This window comes from Sphingobium sp. JAI105 (assembly GCF_015752145.1).
Classification (GTDB): domain Bacteria; phylum Pseudomonadota; class Alphaproteobacteria; order Sphingomonadales; family Sphingomonadaceae; genus Sphingobium; species Sphingobium xenophagum.
Map to the genome: position 1 here is coordinate 2,057,098 of NZ_JADOUC010000001.1, position 18,130 is coordinate 2,075,227.

Annotated in this window: 16 protein-coding genes, 1 tRNA gene and 3 pseudogenes; 11 read left to right on the forward strand and 9 right to left on the reverse strand. The window is 62.0% G+C overall.

Annotated features, from left to right (window positions below):
- The first annotated feature begins 1 nt into the window (after nucleotide 1).
- From IWY39_RS09905 to IWY39_RS09915, 3 genes and pseudogenes are all read left to right on the forward strand, one after another.
- Nucleotides 2-214 carry a type II toxin-antitoxin system Y4mF family antitoxin gene (locus tag IWY39_RS09905; protein WP_107126186.1) on the forward strand — a complete coding sequence of 71 codons (213 nt, stop codon included), beginning with the start codon at nucleotides 2-4 and terminating at the stop codon, nucleotides 212-214.
- Complete coding sequence (locus IWY39_RS09910; protein ID WP_107126187.1) at nucleotides 211-1,464, forward strand: type II toxin-antitoxin system HipA family toxin; 1,254 nt, start codon at nucleotides 211-213, stop codon at nucleotides 1,462-1,464. The genes IWY39_RS09905 and IWY39_RS09910 overlap by 4 nt, the downstream gene beginning before the upstream one ends.
- 451 nt (nucleotides 1,465-1,915) lie before the next feature.
- Nucleotides 1,916-3,143 (forward strand): annotated as a pseudogene (locus IWY39_RS09915) (tyrosine-type recombinase/integrase).
- Nucleotides 3,144-3,327: 184 nt separating this feature from the next.
- Here IWY39_RS09915 and IWY39_RS09920 read toward each other — a convergent pair.
- The 4 genes from IWY39_RS09920 to IWY39_RS09935 all read right to left on the reverse strand — a co-directional run bounded on the left by IWY39_RS09920 (nucleotide 3,328) and on the right by IWY39_RS09935 (nucleotide 5,710).
- A complete protein-coding gene (locus tag IWY39_RS09920) occupies nucleotides 3,328-4,248 on the reverse strand; it encodes a nucleotidyl transferase AbiEii/AbiGii toxin family protein (RefSeq protein ID WP_107126188.1) in 921 nt (306 codons plus the stop codon).
- On the reverse strand, nucleotides 4,238-5,074 hold the full coding sequence (locus tag IWY39_RS09925; protein WP_107126189.1) for a type IV toxin-antitoxin system AbiEi family antitoxin domain-containing protein: 837 nt from the start codon (nucleotides 5,072-5,074) through the stop codon (nucleotides 4,238-4,240). Before IWY39_RS09925 ends, IWY39_RS09920 begins: the two co-directional genes overlap by 11 nt.
- A gap of 190 nt (nucleotides 5,075-5,264) precedes the next feature.
- Complete coding sequence (locus IWY39_RS09930; protein ID WP_107126190.1) at nucleotides 5,265-5,480, reverse strand: AlpA family phage regulatory protein; 216 nt, start codon at nucleotides 5,478-5,480, stop codon at nucleotides 5,265-5,267.
- Nucleotides 5,477-5,710: a DUF2274 domain-containing protein gene (locus tag IWY39_RS09935; RefSeq protein ID WP_107126200.1), complete on the reverse strand. Its 234-nt coding sequence runs from the start codon at nucleotides 5,708-5,710 to the stop codon at nucleotides 5,477-5,479. Before IWY39_RS09935 ends, IWY39_RS09930 begins: the two co-directional genes overlap by 4 nt.
- 138 nt (nucleotides 5,711-5,848) lie before the next feature.
- Between IWY39_RS09935 and IWY39_RS09940 the strand changes: the two are divergent.
- Nucleotides 5,849-7,093: pseudogene (locus IWY39_RS09940) on the forward strand (tyrosine-type recombinase/integrase).
- A 36-nt stretch (nucleotides 7,094-7,129) separates the two neighbouring features.
- Here IWY39_RS09940 and IWY39_RS09945 read toward each other — a convergent pair.
- A complete protein-coding gene (locus IWY39_RS09945) occupies nucleotides 7,130-7,447 on the reverse strand; it encodes an MbcA/ParS/Xre antitoxin family protein (protein ID WP_107126201.1) in 318 nt (105 codons plus the stop codon).
- Between the two features lie 188 nt (nucleotides 7,448-7,635).
- Here IWY39_RS09945 and IWY39_RS09950 point away from each other — a divergent pair, with 188 nt between their 5' ends.
- Nucleotides 7,636-7,851: a helix-turn-helix domain-containing protein gene (locus IWY39_RS09950; RefSeq protein ID WP_181316849.1), complete on the forward strand. Its 216-nt coding sequence runs from the start codon at nucleotides 7,636-7,638 to the stop codon at nucleotides 7,849-7,851.
- 2 nt (nucleotides 7,852-7,853) lie between these two features.
- Nucleotides 7,854-9,164: a type II toxin-antitoxin system HipA family toxin gene (locus IWY39_RS09955; RefSeq protein WP_107126192.1), complete on the forward strand. Its 1,311-nt coding sequence runs from the start codon at nucleotides 7,854-7,856 to the stop codon at nucleotides 9,162-9,164.
- A gap of 85 nt (nucleotides 9,165-9,249) precedes the next feature.
- On the opposite strand, the gene IWY39_RS24580 is transcribed toward IWY39_RS09955, so the two are convergent.
- Complete coding sequence (locus IWY39_RS24580) at nucleotides 9,250-9,507, reverse strand: DUF262 domain-containing protein (protein ID WP_107126193.1); 258 nt, start codon at nucleotides 9,505-9,507, stop codon at nucleotides 9,250-9,252.
- Nucleotides 9,508-9,720: 213 nt separating this feature from the next.
- On the opposite strand from IWY39_RS24580, the gene IWY39_RS09965 reads away from it, so the two are divergent.
- Nucleotides 9,721-10,086 (forward strand): peptide chain release factor-like protein, encoded by a 366-nt coding sequence (locus IWY39_RS09965; protein WP_409994384.1) that lies wholly within the window; start codon nucleotides 9,721-9,723, stop codon nucleotides 10,084-10,086.
- Here IWY39_RS09965 and rtcR read toward each other — a convergent pair.
- Nucleotides 10,078-11,661, reverse strand: coding sequence for an RNA repair transcriptional activator RtcR (gene rtcR / locus IWY39_RS09970; RefSeq protein ID WP_107126195.1), 1,584 nt, complete (start codon nucleotides 11,659-11,661; stop codon nucleotides 10,078-10,080). The genes IWY39_RS09965 and rtcR overlap by 9 nt on opposite strands.
- A 250-nt stretch (nucleotides 11,662-11,911) precedes the next feature.
- Here rtcR and IWY39_RS09975 point away from each other — a divergent pair.
- The 4 genes from IWY39_RS09975 (at nucleotide 11,912) to rtcA (ending at nucleotide 16,720) form a co-directional block, all read left to right on the forward strand.
- Nucleotides 11,912-11,989, forward strand: a tRNA-Pro gene (locus tag IWY39_RS09975).
- 47 nt (nucleotides 11,990-12,036) lie between these two features.
- Nucleotides 12,037-13,584 (forward strand): vWA domain-containing protein, encoded by a 1,548-nt coding sequence (locus IWY39_RS09980; protein ID WP_107126196.1) that lies wholly within the window; start codon nucleotides 12,037-12,039, stop codon nucleotides 13,582-13,584.
- 849 nt (nucleotides 13,585-14,433) lie between these two features.
- Nucleotides 14,434-15,660, forward strand: a complete 1,227-nt coding sequence (locus IWY39_RS09985; RefSeq protein WP_107126197.1) for an RtcB family protein — start codon at nucleotides 14,434-14,436, stop codon at nucleotides 15,658-15,660.
- A gap of 43 nt (nucleotides 15,661-15,703) precedes the next feature.
- Nucleotides 15,704-16,720: an RNA 3'-terminal phosphate cyclase gene (rtcA, locus tag IWY39_RS09990; protein ID WP_107126198.1), complete on the forward strand. Its 1,017-nt coding sequence runs from the start codon at nucleotides 15,704-15,706 to the stop codon at nucleotides 16,718-16,720.
- 223 nt (nucleotides 16,721-16,943) lie between these two features.
- Here the strand turns inward: rtcA and IWY39_RS09995 are convergent, their stop codons facing one another.
- Together IWY39_RS09995 and IWY39_RS10000 are read right to left on the reverse strand one after the other, a co-directional pair.
- Nucleotides 16,944-17,537: a plasmid pRiA4b ORF-3 family protein gene (locus IWY39_RS09995; protein ID WP_229380777.1), complete on the reverse strand. Its 594-nt coding sequence runs from the start codon at nucleotides 17,535-17,537 to the stop codon at nucleotides 16,944-16,946.
- Nucleotides 17,534-18,091: pseudogene (locus IWY39_RS10000) on the reverse strand (IS66 family transposase); the annotation flags it as partial. The gene IWY39_RS09995 and the pseudogene IWY39_RS10000, both read right to left, overlap by 4 nt.
- Nucleotides 18,092-18,130: the final 39 nt, after the last annotated feature.

The following is an 18,130-nucleotide window of genomic DNA, read 5'->3' on the forward strand; positions in this document are numbered from 1 at the left end:
TATGGATAGCAACGCACTTGGCAGGATCGTTCGAGAAGAACGCAAGGCGCAAGGGTTGCGGCAGCAAGAGCTCGCCGCAGCTTGCGGTGTCGGAGTGCGCTTCATCGTCGATCTCGAGGCAGGCAAGCCCACGCTGCAAGTGGGCAAGGCATTGCAGGTTCTTGCGACCCTCGGCTGCGATGTTTCCATTGCAACGCCGGCACGCATCAAATGAGCAAGCAGCTTTCCATATGGTGGGGCGGTAAGGTCGCTGGATTCCTGCACCTCAACCACTATGGCGACATGGGGTTCAGCTACGCACCCGAATGGCTCGAAGACGCCGACGCGCCCGCGCTGTCCTTCTCGTTGCCAAAGCAGGTGGAGCCGTTCGGCAGACGGGTATGTCATTCCTTCTTCGGCGGTATTCTGCCGGAAGAGGGGCAGCGTAGCGCGATCGCCAGGGCATTAGGCGTTTCGGCCGGGAATGAATTCCAGTTGCTGGAGCATCTCGGCGGCGAAGTCGCCGGCGCACTGATGCTGTTGCCGGAAGGTCAGCTTCCACCAGCACCTGCGAGCGGAACGCCTGACATTCTTGATGACGAGCATTTGCTGCAATTGCTGCAGCATCTGCCGATGAGGCCCATGCTCGCCGGTGAAGGCGGTCTGCGCCTATCCCTGGCGGGCGCGCAGTCCAAGCTGCCCGTCCTGCTGATCGACGATCATATCGCGCTCCCGGCACCGGGGCAGCCCACCAGCCATATTCTCAAGCCACCGATCGCGCGGTTCGAGCAGACGACCGAGAACGAATATTACTGCATGACCTTGGCCCGAGAGATCGGGCTGGACGTGGCATCGGTCACCATGCGGAGGGTCCAGGATCAATCCTTCCTGCTGATCGAGCGTTACGACCGAACTCGGGACGCCGATGGCCGATTGGTTCGCCTTCATCAGGAAGATTTTGCCCAGGCGTTGGGCGTCCCGTCACAGCGCAAATATGCCAGCGAAGGCGGTCCCACGTTCAAGGACAGCTTCGCTTTGCTACGCCAGGCCGCCACCCGCCCCGCGCGCGACATATTGAAGCTGGCGGATGCGGCCATCTTCAATCTGATCATCGGCAATGCCGACGCGCACGCCAAGAATTTCAGCCTGCTGCACATCGACGGGGCAATCCGGCTTGCGCCGCTCTATGACCTACTTTCCACGGTCGCCTATCGCGATCTGTCGCCCAAGCTGGCAATGAAAATTGCGAAGAAGGCAACGCTGGAAGAGATCGAGTCACGCCACTGGGATCAGTTCGCGGAGGACGTCAATATTGGTGCCCCTTATCTTCGGCGTCGCATACGGCAGTTGTGCGAGGCGACCTTGGCGCAATTGGATGCGCCCGACAGCAGCCTGAAACAGAGGCTGCCAGGCAGTGAGAACTTTGTCAGGTTTGCCGATCTGATCGCCGATCGGGCCAGGCGCTTGCTCATCAAGGCGGGATGACCCGGCCAGCCTCTGGGCTTGGGTCGAGTTGTCTGGGGCGTTCGGATTTTAGGTTATTGTGCTGCGCCGAAATTAGGCTTTCGTGCCGATCAACGCCTGGAGCGAATCACGCGGCTGACGGGCTCGATTTCGCACTTGAACATGCGCCAAGGGACTCGAACCTCCGGAGTAAAAAGTCCCAGGGTATCGACTATGGTATCGACCGACGCTAACCATAGTAAGATACTGAATTATAGAAATAAATATGCTGTTTTCGAGTCCTCTTCTGGCACCAATACTGGCTCTGGATACGTCCAGTAGCGTCCAGTAAGCGGCTGGTTTCACAGCATTTTCAGACCGAGAATCGCCAGACACCGTCCGGCGAAATCCGGCTAAGGGCATCAGCAGCGACTCCAAAATGCTGCCCTTTTTGATGCCTTCGGATCGACCCGGCCTTGCTGGGAAAACGACCATGCTGACCTACATTCAGATCAATGCCGCCAAGCCGAGAGCGAAGGCTTGGCACCTTTCCGATTCACAAAACCTCTATCTCGTCATCCAGCCAAACGGCTCGAAGCTGTGGCGCTTCAATTGCCGCTTTCTGGACAAGCAGAAGAAGCTGCACCTCGGAGGGTGGCCAACCGTAAGCCTCGCAGAAGCCCGTGTCCGGCGCGACGAAGCCAGGAAGAAGATTGCTGAGGAGATCGATCCAGCACTCGAGAAAAAGGCGCGCCAGGATCGCGGCCAAGTACGCCGCGGCCAATACCTTTGAGGTGGTCGCCAAGGAATGGCTGGTGAAGTGCGAGCGGGACGGCCTCGCGCCAGTGACCGTCGACAAGATTCGCTGGCTTCTCGCCAAGGCCTATCCCTTGATCGGGAGCATCCCGATTGCGCAGATTACGCCACACGAGGCGCTCGCCGTGCTTCGAAAGGTCGAGGCGACCGGCGCCTACGAGACTGCCAGGCGGATGCGCAGCGTGCTCAGCCGCATATTCCGCTACGGCGTGGCAACGGTTCGGTGCGAAAAGGATGTCGCGGCCGACCTTCGTGGCGCGATCGCCGTGCCTAAGGTCAAGCATTTCGCGGCCATCACGCGACCGTCCGAAGTCGGCACGCTGCTCCGCGCTATCGATGGCTATACCGGGCACAAAGTGACAATCATGGCGATGCGGTTGTCGCCCCACGTGCTGCTGAGGCCAGGTGAGCTGCGGCAGGCCGAGTGGACCGATATCGATTTCGAGGAAGAGATCTGGTTCATCCCTGCTGAGCGGATGAAGATGCGTCGACCTCACCGTGTGCCACTGTCGCGACAGGTAATTGCGATGCTCAAGGAACTGCACGAGCACACACACTGGTGGAAGTACCTTTTCCCCTGCCTCGGCAAGCCGCGCAAGCCAATGTCGGAAAATGCCGTGAACCAGGGCTTGCGCAAGCTTGGCTACACCAGCGACCAGATGACCGCGCACGGGTTCCGGGCGATGGCGGCCACGCTGCTCAATGAAATGGGCGAATGGAACCCCGACGCGATCGAGCGCCAGCTCGCGCACGTCGATACCAACCAGGTCCGCCGCGCCTATGCCCGGGGTGAGTATTGGGACGAGCGCGTGCGGATGATGCAGCACTGGTCTGACTATCTCGACCAGTTGCGCGACGGCGGGACTGTCCTTCGGCCCGATTTCAGGGCTGGTCGAAAAGCATAGGTCCGGAAGGTATCGAGGCGCCGGGCATTGAGCCCGGCGTTTCGATCCGGCGATCGGGGCAGTGACAAATCCTCTGGCTCAGCGCCGCCCAGTCCGAGGTTTTGTCACAGCGCGAGCGTTGCGGCTTTTACCTGTCGAACGGGAGACCTCTTTTCATCCGAGTCTGCCGAGCCTTGATGCCGTCTCAAATTCGCAAAGCGGCCAATAGCCTGGCGCGCTGGTCAGCATGCTTATCCGGGTTGCCGTCCTTGAGCTTTCGCAGGTTGAGCAGCTTCCATCTGATCGCCGGCAGTTCTGCGGCGCCCGGCAAGCGGATCAGGTCGAAATCAGGCTCGACGTCGTGGATCGAAAGCAGGAAAGCGGCGGCCGCGCCGGTCATCCGGGATCCAATATCCTCGATCAGCCGCTCGCGTGCTGCAAGCAGCGTTGCAAGCGGAACGGGCTCGATCGTCATGCCGTCGAATTCGTCGGCGAAGGCGCGGTCGATAGCGATCCGGTTGGGATCGATCAGTTCGTGCAAGGGCCGGCCCGAACAGGCGGCATAGACGAGGAATGTGCGGAACAGCGCGCCGGTGAGGCCTTCATGCTGGTACAGCAGATGGACATCGTACAGGTCGCGCGGATGCTGGCGGTCGAGCGCGGCGCACAGCTTGCCCGCGAAGAGGTCCTCGAAGGCAAGCACGCTTGTTTCCGCGAAGCCGAAGACTTCTTCGACCGCGTCGGTCACACGCATCACGCGCGGCGGCGCGACCGTACCGCGAAGCACCGGCGACACCTCGACCTTCACTTCGGCGCCGGCAGCACGCAGCAGCAGCCGTGTATCGACGTCACCGCCTCCGTTGATGCGATGCGCATCGACACCGGGCAGAAGCTGCCGCGCCCGTTCGACCATGCGGTCGAAGGCCGTGTCGATGGCCGCGAGAGCCGTGGCGCGTTCATCGAGCGGCAGATAAGTAAGGTCGATGTCGACCGAGAGCCGCGGCATGTCACGATAGAAGAGATTGATCGCCGTGCCTCCCTTGAGGGCAAACGACGGCTCGTCGGCGATCACGGGAAGCGCGCGGACGAGCAGCGCGACCTGCGCCGTGTAGCGCTCACGCGCCATCGTCGGCCTCGTTCGATGGCGATGTGGCGAACTCTTCCGGAACAACGAGTTGATAGGCGGCGGCGTAGCGACCGCCCTCGACCAGCATCCGCGGCCCCTTGCCCAGATCGACCCCGGCCCGGTCGAGATGAGCAAGCCAGCGGTGCCCGTGCCGGTCGGCGAACAGGAAGAACAGCCGCTTCACCTTCACGCTTTTGCAGGCGCGCAGCAGCGCGGCAAGGCGGCCGGGCCGAAGTGATGTCATTCCTTGGAAGAGCATGTCCACCTTGTGGAAGCTCTCCTTGTCCGGAAGTTCGTTGAGCACTTCGAGCAGCGCCCGCTCCGGACTCGATCGCCGGAACGGCCAGTCCCACGGGTTGGGAGCATCCTTCGCGGTGGGGTCGAAGTCCTGATCGTCGATGCCGAGAGGTTCAGAGCCGAACAGCTGCCGTCGGCGCAGGATGACATGGGCGTCGAGGCTGAGGCGGGGCATCCATGCCGGCACATCGCCATAGAGATAGACATTCGCGCTGCGTCCCAGGCCAAGATAGTGTTCGTGTCCTTCAAGACTGAGTGCGGTCATCCCTCCGACGTGAAAGTCATAGCCCATGAGCCACTGCGCGGAGAGTACCGCCAGCTTCCAGTCGCCCACGTCTTGTGATGGCTTTTTCGGATAGGGGCGGCGATAGACGCCCCGTGCGACGCGATCGAGCCAGCCTTCGCGATGATAATCCGACGCCGAACTCTTCGCCACATCGCTATCAGCGAGCCAGCGCGAGTCGACCAGGAATCCGGGCGGAACCTGATCGAGGACGCGTTTCAGGCGATGGCTATTTGGTCCGCCCATGACGGACTAAATGGCATTTCTATAAAATAAAATCAAGTCTGTCATTTCATGATTGACGCTGAATGTCCGTTCAAGACGGACTTATTATCAATTATCCAAAATATGCCTTGCTTGATCAGGCCGATCGGGAGCCGACCGAGATCGGCATGCCGTCGACAGCGGCGGTACTGCGTATCGGTCTTGAAGCAGCTCAATCCGGCTCGTCCTTGCTCGATGTTTCGTTGCCCGTCAGGAGCTTCAGGCTTCGATATTGCACCAGTGTTGCGCGTCCGACCTTCGTTGCCTCGAGATCGCCCGACTGGATGAGCTCATAGATCCGGGATCGGCTGAGCCCGGTAATCCGGACGGCAGTGGTAATACGGACCGTTAGCGGCTCGATCTTGCTTTCCCATGCCCGCTCGATCATTGTCGGCCCCGCATTCTCGCATCCCGGCTGCGCACGAAGTTGCGGTCGCCTTCGAGAAACGCGGCCAGCATCGCTGGTACGAGCTCTACGACCGGCTCCTCGACACCATAGGGTTCGGCATAGACCGCCGCATAATCCTGCAGAGATGCCTGCAGGTCGGGCGTAATGGTGATCGAGAGCTTCACTGGGGTTCGGTCGGGCAGCTTGCCAAGCTTGAGTTCTTCTGGCACCTTTCCGGACACTTCCGCAAGTGCCCGGAAAAACCAAGAAAACAGCTACTTACGACAAGTTTGGCGTCCATCGGCATCCAGCCGAATTCGTTGAAATTGGCGGTACATGACGGTATCAAAACCGACAGAGGTGGCACCATGCTGACCGATCTGGCCGTCCGAAAAGCCGCGCCACGCGACAAGCCCTACAAGTTCTCTGATGGGGGCGGGCTGTACCTGCTGGTGACGGCCGCGGGTCAACGATACTGGCGGATGGACTATCGTTTTGGTGAAAAGCGGGCCACTGCGGCACTCGGGGTTTATCCGACCATCACCCTTGCCGAGGCGCGAGCCAAGCGACTGGAGATCAAGAAGCAGATCGCCGAGGGCATCAACCCCGCCGCCAAGCGCAAGATCGATAAGATCACCGGGCCGCTCGCCAATGTGAACAGCTTCAAGGCCGTGGCGGAAGAATGGCTCGACAAGGCCCGACGCGAGGGCCGTGCCGATGTGACTGTGGGCAAGCTGACATGGCTGCTCGAATTCGCCTACCCCGTGATCGGAGATCGCAAGGTGGGCGAGATCAAGGCTCCCGAATTGCTGGCCGTGCTGCGCGCGGTTGAGAAACGCGGCCATTACGAAACCGCACGACGACTGCTCAGCACCTGCGGACAGGTCTTCCGCTATGCCATTGCCACCGGCCGCGCGGACCGCGACGTGTCGGCAGACCTGCGCGGCGCGCTGATCGTGCCCAAGGTGACGCACCGCGCCGCCATCACCACGCCGAAGGAAACGGGCGCTCTGCTGCGGGCCATCGATGCCTATTCAGGCTGTCCGGTTACCCATGCGGCGCTGCGGCTTGCCCCCTATGTTTTCGTGCGTCCGGGCGAACTGCGGCAGGCAGAATAGAGCGAGTTCGACTTCACCCGCAACATCTGGACCATCGCCGCCGACAAGACCAAGGTGCGCGTCGCGCACTGTGTGCCGCTCAGCCGTCAGGTCCTCGCCATCCTGGAAGAGCTGCGCGAGATCACCGGCAACCGCCGCTTCCTCTTACCCGCCCAGGGCAAGCGCGATAGACCCATGTGCGAAAACACGATCAACCTCGCGCTGCGGCGAATGGGTTTCGACGGCACCACGATGACCGCCCACGGTTTCCGCGCCATGGCGAGCACCTTGCTTAATGAGCAGGGTCACTGGAACCCCGACGCGATCGAGCGCCAGCTCGGCCATGCCGAGACCGATGACGTCCGCCGCGCCTACGCGCGCGGCGAGCACTGGGATGAGCGGATCAGGATGATGCAGAGCTGGGCGGACTATCTCGACCAGCTAAGGTCCGGTGCAAAGGTGCTGCAAGGCAGCTTCCGCAAGCCATCGGGCACTGCGAGCTCGTTGCCAGGTTGATCCTGCCGCACCGCTCAGGGTCTGTCACCAATCTGGTCAGCTGGCGATTTCCGCATCCAGGTAGGCCTTGACGCGCCGCATACCTGCGAGGCCATCTGCCAGCATGAGATCGAGCGCGCTGGCCCCATCGAAGGCCTCGTTAGGTGCAGCGATCCACCGCGCGGCTCTATCGCTGTCAGCGAACACGCATCGCAACGCGCGATGAATGCCGAGCAGCGCTGCAGCCCGCCCTTCGCCGTTGAGAAGCCGCTCGGCTGCTTCATCCTGAACGCCCCGGCGCGCGACCAATGCAGCGGCCGCCCGTGTCATGGCCAGTATTTCTTCATCGTCGTATGGAGCGCTGGCGATCGACACGGACAAGATCCAATGACTTCGACGCGCCTTCGATAACACGGAACGTCCGCCCAGGCCACCAATAAACTTACCGATCGGTAAGAATTTCCGTATAGGCCTCAACATCAGGGGGCTTCCTTCCCGATCGGGAAGAAATGCTCTTGAATCTTTACGGCATATATGGGAACTTCCCGCTCGGTAAGAATGACATGATCGACAACGCAACCCAATTCGGCGCAGCCGTCGCCTCGGCCCGCAAGGCCCTTGGCCTTACCCAGCGGGAGCTGGCGCTCGCCATCAACAGCGGCGAACGCTTCATTGTCGATCTGGAAGCAGGCAAGCCCACCGCGCAACTCGGCAAGGCACTCGCCGCAGCCAAGGTTGTGGGCCTGCGGCTCACCGCAACCGGCACTCCGCAGGCCTGACGTTGGAACTTCCCGTCCACTACGAGAACCGCCTGGTCGCCAAGATCAGTGCCGATGCACGGGCGACCCGCCTCGCGTATGACGAAGCATGGCTGTCTTCCCCAGACAGCTTCCCGGTCTCGCTGGCAATGCCGAACCGGCCGGAGCCGTATGACGGGGAACAGGTCCTTCCCTGGCTGATGAACCTCCTGCCGGAGGGCGAACCGCTGCGCGCCATGACGCGCGCGCTCGGTGCAGCACCGGAGGATGCGCTTGGCCTGATCGCGCATACCGGCAACGATCTGGCAGGCGCGCTCAGCATCGCGCCGCAGCAGCCGCGCGGCGAGCCCGGCTATCGTCCGATCCCGGATGGCGGTGCACTGGAACGGATCATCGAGGAACTGCCCTCCCGGCCATTCCTGGTGGGCGAAGACGGCGTCTCGATGAGCCTTGCCGGCGCACAGGAAAAGCTGCCGGTGGCCGTTATCAAAGGCCAGATTGCGGTGCCTATCAACGGCGCGCCATCCACCCATATACTCAAGCCCGACAATCCACGCCTGCCCGGCAGCGTCCAGAATGAAGCACTGTGCATGGTTCTTGCCCGCCGCATCGGTCTCAATGTCGCGCCGGTGACCACAGGCGTAGCAGGGGAACGCAGCTACCTCCTTGTTGAGCGCTACGACCGGATAGGCACCGGCAACGATGTCCGCCGCCTGCATCAGGAGGATTTCTGCCAGGCCCTCGTCCGTCCTCCCGCCGCCAAGTATGAGTTCAACGGCACCGGCGTTCGCGGCCCCTCTATCGCCGACATGTTCGCCCTTGTCCGCCAGCATATGACCGCGCGCGACATCACCCGCCTGCTGGACGCCGTGATCTTCAATATCGCCATCGGCAACGTCGACTCCCACGCCAAGAATTACTCGATCCTGCTCGGCCCGGGCGCGCCGCAGCTTGCCTCGCTCTATGATCTGATGTCCGGCCTCGCCTGGACCAACATCACCCAGAACCACGCTCAGGCCATTGGCGGGCAGCGCCGTGGCCGCCACATCTACGGCCGCCACTGGCGGCGCATGGCAGAAGCCGCAGGACTGGCAGCACGGGGGACGGTGCAGCGGGTCGAACAAGTGACGGCGCGGTTGCTGCGCGAATTGCCCGCGACGGTCGAGGAGGTGGCGGCGATGCCAGCAGGTTCCTCAATGCTGGAGGTCTTCGCAAAGGAGATCGAGGAAAGGGCAACCGAAGTCAGAACGCACGCCGGGCAGGAAGGTGTACCAGAAGTAAGCGGAGGCGTAGATGAGGCACCTTCATTGGGAAGCTCGGCATATGGTCAATAAGATCTGACCACTCGCGTCCTGGTCAGGCCCTGCGATATCGGTTATCGAAATAGAAATGCACCTTGATCGGCCGCTTCTTGGCCGTCTAGGTAGCTACCGGCATAGGCGAGAAGGTCGACTGATACAGCGAAGTCATCCGCTGTTGGCCATCGAGCAAGTACGCTTCGAGGGGCTTGATCGGTGCAGGAGCGCCTTCTACGGGCCGAACGGCAAAAGACACTTCTCCCGACGCATCTAATGTCATCAAGGCGCCAACAGGAAAACCCTCGGAGATTGAGGCAAGCAGATCAATAATCCGGTCCTGATCCCAAGCCCATCCGCGTTGAAAATCGGGGAGCTGCAACTTCCCCTCAGGCCCGGCGCTTGCTTACCGAAGTGGCACTCGACGGTCTGCCCAAGCGCGCAGTGGTCAAGGCGACGCCGATCCTCTCAGATTTTGTCAATACCTATTGGGATGACTTGTCACGGGTCTGGAAAGCCTCGACGACCAAGCGAAACTGGAACGCGTGGAAGACTGTCATTGCACCGGCCAGGGCACAAACGACAGAACTGGTTCGTGGGCGTATCGCTGGCCCCCGAGCCTGAGGCGTTTGCCGATCTGAACGAGGCGGACATCGACTATCAGGCGATGCGCGCGAGCGGGCCGGGCGGCCAGCACGTCAACAAGACCGACAGCGCCGTGCGCGCGCACCACCGGCCCACCGGGCTGGTGACCACCGCGCAAGAACAGCGATCGCAGCACGCCAACCGCAAGCTTGCGCGGCTGAAGCTGGCGATCATGCTGGAGCAACTGCGCGGACAATCGCAGGACGAAACTCGCCGCGCGCAGTGGCAAAAAAACCACCGCGATCTGGAACGCGGTAACCCGGTGCGCGTCTATGTTGGTACCCGGTTTGAACTGCGTAGAAGGGGGTCAGGCTAGATCGCGCCAGTCGATACCGAAGCGCGCCAGATACTTGCGTAACCGGTCGGCATCGTTGGTACTGGCGCGCTTTGCCCGCGATGCGGCGAACAGTTTACGGCCGGAATCCGAGAGCGAACGGCTGGCCCGGCAGGTTTCGACAACGAAAGCCAACTGGACGCGGTCAAAGGGGTCGAGCGCTTCCAGCGCATCGATTGCCAACAGCGTGCCGAGTTCGTCGGATGGCTGGCCGGCTCCCGACCACAGTCGCTTCAACCGCGCGATCTCGCTTGCCACAACCTCGCCATCGATCCGGCCCTTGGGCGAAAAGGTCGCCATGCGGGTGACGCTCGAGGCCAGATCGCGAAAATTACCCGGCCAAAGCGCTTCGCCAGACATCGCGAATGCCAGGTAACGATCGCGCGCTTCCTTGTTGAAGGTCACTCGCTCGCCCTCGCGCTCGGCGTGGCGGTCGAGCTCATAGTCGAGGTTGGGCGCGATATCTTCGCGGCGGTCGGCGAGGCCGGGGAGCGCGAAGGTCCAAAGGTTCAGGCGCGCGTAGAGGTCTTCGCGAAAGGTGCCGTCAGCGACGCACTTGGCAAGATCGCGGTTGGTGCCCGCGATCAGTTGGAAATCGCTGTCTGCTTCGCGATCGGCTCCGACGGGCAGGAACCGCTTGTCCTCGATCGCGCGCAGGATCATCGCCTGCTCGTCGAGCCCGAGCTCTCCGATCTCGTCGAGGAACAGCATCCCGCCATCGGCGGTGCGCAGCAAGCCCGGCCGATCCGCGGCTGCGCCGGTGAAGGCCCCCTTCTTGTGTCCGAACAGCGCCGACATCGCGCTGTCGCCGCGCAGGGTGGCACAGTTCACCTCGACGAACTGGCCGCTAACCTGTCGTTTGAGCTTCTTCAGTTCAAAGATCCGCCGGGCGAGCTGGCTCTTGCCCGCGCCAGTCGGCCCCATCAGCAGGATCGGCGCGCGGGTGCGACTGGCCACATGCTCGATCTCGTCGATCATCGTGTTGAATGCCGCGTTGTGCGTCTCGATGCCCGACTTGAGGAACGAGGTGCTCTCGACCACCTCGCTGGCAAAGCGCGTGGCAATGCTGTCGTAGCGCGACAGATCGAGATCGATCACGCTCCAGGTCCCTGCCGCATCAGGCGCGCCGCGCTTGGGCTGGGTCTGGAGCAGGCGGCCGGGCAAGTAGTGCGCCTCAGTCAGTAGAAACAGGCAGATCTGCGCGACGTGAGTGCCAGTAGTGATGTGGATCAGGTAGTCTTCGACATCCGGGTCGAGCGGCTGTGCTCGCGCGAAGTCGAGCAACTTGCCGTAAACCTCCTCGAAATCCCAGGCGTCGGTGAAGTCAATCACGTGCCGTTCGACCAGGGTCTCGGGAGAAACCGAGGCGATGTCTTCGCTGACATATGCGGCGAGGCGGCTGTGCGCCGAGCCGTGGATCATGATGAAGCGGTCAACCCGCAAATCCTCATGCATACACAGTCCGACCGACGGCCGCCATTTCATCCAGCGCGACGGGCCGAACTTCGAGGCATCGAGCGTTGAGCCGAGAAAGCTGATAACTGTAGCGGGCTTCATGCGCCTGACGTATATCATCTTATACCATGATATACAATTTCAATGCAGTGGCGCGAGATCGGTTCGCGCCTCTCACAGTCAAGTTCCTAAGATTTTCTTTGTATTACAATGAACTAGAAAATATTTACGCACTCTCGCACAAAACTGGCACGCCTTCTGCAAACACTATTGTGTCGGGTCGGTCGAACAGCCCGGCACACGCGGAACCGAGGGGCGGCTGGAATGGGCCAGCTGCCCCCAAGGTCCAAGACAGGGTGTAGCTCAGGTGCGCCAGAGCGCCGGCCTTGGGAGCCGGAGGCCGCTGGTTCGAGTCCAGCCGCCCTGACCAGTTTTTCCCTCGGCGGCATTGCCGAGAGCAATTGAAGGAGTTGGACTATGGCCAACAAGAGTCTTTTCGCTTCGGCGCTTTCGCGGTTTCTGCCGCGCGCCGACACGGTCAACCAGGCGGGCGGGTCCGCTTATGCCTATGGGCCCGAAGCCAGGCTGGCCCAGCTTGCCGTAACCGGCACGCTGGCCGACGGCTTCTACTCGAATGCCGAGACCCAGCTCGCCGATGTCGTGTTGGCGGCCAAGGACGTCGATCCCGATTGGGTCGCCAAGTGCGCGGTCTATTCGCGTAAGTCTGGCGCCATGAAAGATATGCCCGCCTTGCTGGCCGCCTATCTGACCATGGCCGATCCTGACCTGTCGGTGCGCGTCTTCAAGCGCGTGACCGACAACGGCCGCATGCTGCGCACCTTCGTGCAGATCATGCGTTCGGGTCAGGTTGGGCGAGCTTCGCTTGGCTCGCGGCCAAAGCGGCTCGTTCGCGAATGGCTGGAGCAGGCGTCGATGGCGCAGCTGATGCACGCTGCGACCGGTAACGATCCAAGCCTGGCGGACATCGTCAAGATGGTCCACCCGGCACCGGCCTCGGCAGAGCGGCGCGCGTTCTACGGCTGGCTGATCGCCAAGCCCTATGACGTCGCAGCGCTGCCGCCAGAGATCGCGGCGTTCGAGGCCTGGAAGCGTGCGCCGCAAGGCGAACTGCCCCAGGTGCCGTTCGAATGGCTGACGGCTTTCCCGCTCTCGGCAGAGCAGTGGGGCGTGCTTGCCAACCGCATGGGTTGGCAGGCGCTGCGGATGAACCTCAACACGTTGGCGCGCAACGGCGCGTTCGCGGTGGATGGGGTCACCGAAGCAGTCGCAGCCCGGCTGGCCGATGCGCAGGCGATCGCCAGCGTACGCCCGATGCCTTACCAATTGATGGTGGCGATGGGACAGGTGGGTGACGGTGTGCCGCTGACGGTGCAGGCAGCGCTCGAAAGCGCGCTCGAAGCATCGCTCGCAAGCGTGCCTTCGCTCGAAGGCCAGGTCGTGGTCTGCCCCGACGTCTCGGGCTCGATGAGTTCGCCGGCGACGGGCTACCGGAAGGGGGCCAGCTCGAAGGTGCGCTGCATCGACATTGCCGCGCTGGTCGCAGCCGCCGTGCTGCGCCAGAACCGCGATGCCCGGGTGATCCCGTTCGAACAGACCGTGGTCAAGCTCAAGCTCGATCCTTACGCCCGCCTTGCCGTGAATGCGGCGAAGCTGGCGGGGGTCGGTGGTGGCGGGACCAATGTCTCGGCTCCGCTGGCGCTGCTCAACAAGGAGCGGGCGCGAGTGGATACGGTGGTGATCGTCTCGGACAATGAGAGCTGGGTCGATCCCTCGCGGCGCGGGGCTACGGCGACGATGGCGGAGTGGAACAAGCTGAAGGCCCGCAACCCGGGCGCGAAGCTGATCTGCATCGACATCCAGCCCTATGGCTCCACGCAGGCCAAGGACAGTGCAGACATCGTGAATGTCGGTGGCTTCACCGACGCGGTGTTCGACGCAATGGCGCGTTTTGCCTCCGGGCAATCGCGTGACTGGGTCGAGATCGTTCAGAATACGGAGGTATAGGAAAAGGGGTCACGGCGAATGCCGGATAGGACTACAACGATAATGTGGGTGTCGTGGGTTCGAATCCCACCTGTCTGGAAACGGACAGTAGCTCAGCCTGGTAGAGCACCAGCCCTTTGGGCAAGTCTTGTTCAACTCTCGTCGCCGTAACCCTTTGACGAAATTCGCAGAATTGCCGTGGCGAATGCCGGTGGGACTACATGTCTCCAACCGAAGGTCCGACGAGTAAAGCGCCCTGATCCGCCAAATCTCCTTCGGGGGACGCGGTGACGGGAGATGCGGGTTCGAATCCCGCCGCCGATACGTAGCTTAAGGACCGCGTCTCGCCATCCCTTGTCGCCACGGCAACTCCAATTCACGGCGAATGCCGGGTAAGGACTACATCCTGTCACGATGCAGACGCGGGTTCAAATCCCGCCGGGTCCACCAACTATGGGCCCGTAGCTCAGCGGATAGAGCGGCGCCCCTTCGGGGGCATGTCTTTCCCACACCTCGTCGCCGTGAACACTTTAAATGCTGGCGAATGCCGACGGGACTACATCGGTAAAGGCCGAAAGGCCGAGCGGTTCGATTCCGCCCCGGAGTAATCCGGGATGTCTCGTCAAACCTTGTCGCCAGTACCCAATCAACGTCGGCGAATGCCGGCGGGACTACATGGGTAGAGCGCCCGCCTTCACGGCGGGAGGTCGGTGGTCCGAATCCACCCTCGGAGCAATCCGAAGTAGCTCAGGAAAAATGTCTCGCCAAAACATCGTCGCCGGCAACTTATTGTTTGGTCGCATTTTCGAACCGCAAAACCGGTTCCCACTTTTGTTGAAAATGCTCCATGATGACTACAGGAGGTCAGCGATGACCAATACGACTTTTGAATTCCAGGCCGTTGAAGGCGGCGTGCCGATCAAGATGTGGACGCGCGGCGTGCCGGTCGATGACAAGGCGCGCGACCAGCTTTCGCGTGCGGCGAAGATGCCGTTCATCTTCAAGCATGTCGCGGCCATGCCCGACGTGCATGTGGGGATCGGCGCTACCGTTGGTTCGGTGATCCCGACCAAGGGCGCGGTAATCCCGGCGGCCGTTGGCGTGGATATCGGCTGCGGCATGATGGCCGCCCGCACCTCGCTGATGGCGCATGATCTGCCCGACAGCCTGGAAAGCATCCGCTCGGCGATTGAGCAGGCGGTGCCGCACGGGCGCGATGTCGGGCGCGGCAAGCGCGACAAGGGTTCGTGGGGCTCTCCGCCCCCGGCAATTGTCGATGCCTGGGCCGTGCTGGTGCAGCGGTTTGACCGGATCTGCGAGAAGTTTCCGCGGCTAAAGAACACCAACAACCTGGTGCACCTCGGTACGCTGGGAACGGGTAACCACTTCATCGAGCTGTGCCTCGATCAGGAAGCCCGCGTTTGGGTGATGCTCCATTCCGGTTCGCGCGGAGTGGGCAATGCGATCGGTTCGTTCTTCATCGAACTGGCCAAGCAGGACTTGCGCAAGTGGCACATCAACCTGCCTGACGAGAACCTCGCCTACTTCCCGGAAGGGACCGACCACTTCGACGATTACGTCGAGGCAGTCGGCTGGGCGCAGGACTTCGCCGCGCTCAACCGCCGCATGATGATGACAAACGTCGTCGCCGCGCTGCGGGGCCAGATCGCCAAGCCGTTCGAGGCCGAACTCGAAGCGGTAAACTGCCATCACAACTACGTGACGCGGGAAAACCACTTCGGCGAGAACGTGCTGGTGACCCGCAAGGGCGCAGTACGCGCGGCCCAGGGCGTGCTGGGAATTATCCCGGGCTCGATGGGGGCGAAGAGCTTCATTGTGCGCGGGTTGGGCAACCCGGAAAGCTTCGACAGCTGCAGCCACGGCGCGGGACGGATCATGTCGCGTACCGAGGCGAAGAAGCTGGTGACGCTCGACGAGCACATCCGCGACACTGAAGGCGTTGAATGCCGCAAGGACGTGGGGGTGATCGACGAGACGCCCAAGGCCTATAAGCCGATCGAAGCCGTGATGGCCGCCCAGGTCGATCTGGTGGAGATCGTCCACACACTGAAGCAGGTGGTCTGCGTGAAGGGGTGATCCCCTTTGCGCAGGCTGCCACTGGATTTTGATTGATGGGGCAATGATCACAATCGATGGATCGGAAGGCGAAGGCGGGGGGCAGATGGTCCGCAATTCATGCGCGCTGTCGCTCGTGACCGGTGAGCCTTTCCGGATCAGTAACATTCGCGCCAAGCGCTCAAAGCCCGGCCTTATGCGGCAGCATGTCACGGCAGTCGAAGCCGCTTGCGTTATCTCGGGATCGGAGTGCTCCGGCCTCACCGTCGGCGCGTCCGAGCTCGAATTCCGTCCCGGCCGCGTGACGCCGGGCGAGTATCGGTGCGCCGTGGGCACGGCCGGTTCGACCGGGCTCGTGCTGCAAACGGTGTTGATGCCACTGATCCTGGCGGACGGGCCCTCGCGGCTCATCCTGGAAGGCGGCACGCACAACATGCTGGCGCCACCGTTCAACTTCATCGAGCGGACCTTCCTACCCGTGATCAATCGGATGGGGCCGAGCGTTTCCGCCCGCATAGTGCGACACGGTTTCTATCCGCGCGGTGGGGGGCGCATCGAGATTGATATAACTCCCGCGCTACTTGCGCCGATCGATTGCATCGAGCGCGGTGAGCAGCTTGGCATCTCCGGACAGGCAGTCTTCACCGGGCTACCCTTTGAGATCGCCGAGCGCATGCTGGCGCGCGCCCGGCGCGACCTGTCCGACTGGCCTGACAGCGCTTTTGCTGTGCATGAACTGCCCGCCGATCAGGGGCCGGGGGTGATCCTGATGCTCGAGGCGCAGTACGCCAATGTAACGGAGGTCGTCAGCGGTTTTGGTCAGCTCGGCGTACCAGCGGAACGGCTTGCGAAGACCTCGGCTGCGCGCATGAAGGGCTACATTGAAGCCTCCGCTTTCGCGGGGCCGTATCTTGCCGACCAGTTGGTGCTACCCTTCGTGCTGACGGGAGGCGGAAGCCTGACGACTGTGAAGCCGAGTCAGCACACACTGACCGCTATCGACATCGCCAAGCGATTCACCGGCAGGCGAATAGAGCTGACCAGGCAGGACAGTGGTGAGCATTTGCTGACGGTTGGATAGGGCGAAGGCACGACAGCGAATGTCGCGCAATTCACGCGACCAAAGCGCCTTCGTTCATCCAAGGCACCATCCCCTCCCATGACTAATCCACGCCCCTGACCGAACCCGGCCTCATCGGGGCTCAGTCAAAGGGATGGTCCCTTGGACGGAAGAACGGCTTGGAAAGGTCTGTATCATTAAAAACACTGTAAGCGCCGACGGAAGGTGGCGTTGACGCGGCCTGTCAGGCTTTCCGGCGTGTTCGCGGCGCCCATTTTTTCGCGAGCGCTTCCAGCCTTGCCTCGATCAGGGGGATATCGGGCTGGGCGTTGGGATCATGGTCTTCGCCGAGGGTATCGAGCGCTTCTTCATGATACTCATGCTGGGGGTCGCCGAGCGCTTCGAGCTTTTCGGCGTAACCCCATGGGCCGCCACAGTCCTCTGGAGGCCGCATGCCTACTGCGTCGAGGATGAGTGGATATGTCAGGTGCGGGCTGGCCGGGCTGACGCGCTCGATCTTGACGCTATGCTCCCAGGCGTCGCCAAAGTCATAGAGATATCGGAAGGTCTTGCGCCTCGTATCCGCCAGGACCTGGGCGAGAGTGGCCTTACGGGCATCGAGCGGCCCGTCGAAGCCATATTCAGGATCAGGGATGCCAAAGCCAGTCTGCCCGAAGCTCATTTCCCACAGGTGAGAGTCCGTCCACGAGAAGGCGGTCTGGATGACGGTGTGCAAGCGGTCCAGGCGGATATTGAGCGGCACCTCCAGCGTTCGGCTGACGGCCGGTGTGACATCGTCCAGCGCAATCTTCATCCGCACCACAGTGCCGTTGCTCACGCAGCCTTCTCCAGATCGTTGCTCAGCTTTGATGCCTGCCATTTCCACGGCAGGAAGTCATCGATCCGATTGATCGGATGGTTGCCGATGCGCTCAATGACGTCTGTGAACCACGCTTCAGGCTCGACGCCGTTGAGCCGGCATGTGCCGGCCAGGGAGTAAAATAACGCGGCCGCCTCTCCCCCCTTCATGGAGCCGACGAACATCCAGTTCCGGCGCCCGAGCGCGACACCGCGCAGGGCATTTTCCACCAGATTGTTGCTGATCTCAAGCCGACCGTCATCGCAGTAACGGATCATGGCCTGCCAGCGGTTAAGCGGATAGCGACACGCACGCGCCAGATTGCTGTCAGACGACAAGCCTCGGTTCTGGGTTTCGAGCCAGACGCGCAGCGCCTCCAGCTTCGGCACCGCCTTGATCTGGCGGATGCGTCGTCGCTCATCGGGTGGCGCGCTCTTGATGTCGCGCTCGATGGCGAAGAGCTCGGCGATCCGCACAACCGCCTCCGCCGCGATCGGTGACGGGCTCTTGTCCAAGATGTCGGTAAATTTCCGGCGCGCGTGGCTCTTATGTCGATCTCGACATAAGAGCCA

Bases quoted from the DNA above. Each gene is read 5' to 3' on its own strand.
- rtcA (WP_107126198.1), top strand. From the start codon at position 15,704: ATGATCACAATCGATGGATCGGAAGGCGAAGGCGGGGGGCAGATGGTC.
- IWY39_RS09920 (WP_107126188.1), bottom strand. From the start codon at position 4,248: ATGGCGCGTGAGCGCTACACGGCGCAGGTCGCGCTGCTCGTCCGCGCG.
- IWY39_RS09925 (WP_107126189.1), bottom strand. From the start codon at position 5,074: ATGGGCGGACCAAATAGCCATCGCCTGAAACGCGTCCTCGATCAGGTT.
- IWY39_RS09905 (WP_107126186.1), top strand. From the start codon at position 2: ATGGATAGCAACGCACTTGGCAGGATCGTTCGAGAAGAACGCAAGGCG.
- IWY39_RS09950 (WP_181316849.1), top strand. From the start codon at position 7,636: ATGATCGACAACGCAACCCAATTCGGCGCAGCCGTCGCCTCGGCCCGC.
- rtcR (WP_107126195.1), bottom strand. From the start codon at position 11,661: ATGAAGCCCGCTACAGTTATCAGCTTTCTCGGCTCAACGCTCGATGCC.
- IWY39_RS09910 (WP_107126187.1), top strand. From the start codon at position 211: ATGAGCAAGCAGCTTTCCATATGGTGGGGCGGTAAGGTCGCTGGATTC.
- IWY39_RS09985 (WP_107126197.1), top strand. From the start codon at position 14,434: ATGACCAATACGACTTTTGAATTCCAGGCCGTTGAAGGCGGCGTGCCG.
- IWY39_RS09930 (WP_107126190.1), bottom strand. From the start codon at position 5,480: ATGATCGAGCGGGCATGGGAAAGCAAGATCGAGCCGCTAACGGTCCGT.
- IWY39_RS09980 (WP_107126196.1), top strand. From the start codon at position 12,037: ATGGCCAACAAGAGTCTTTTCGCTTCGGCGCTTTCGCGGTTTCTGCCG.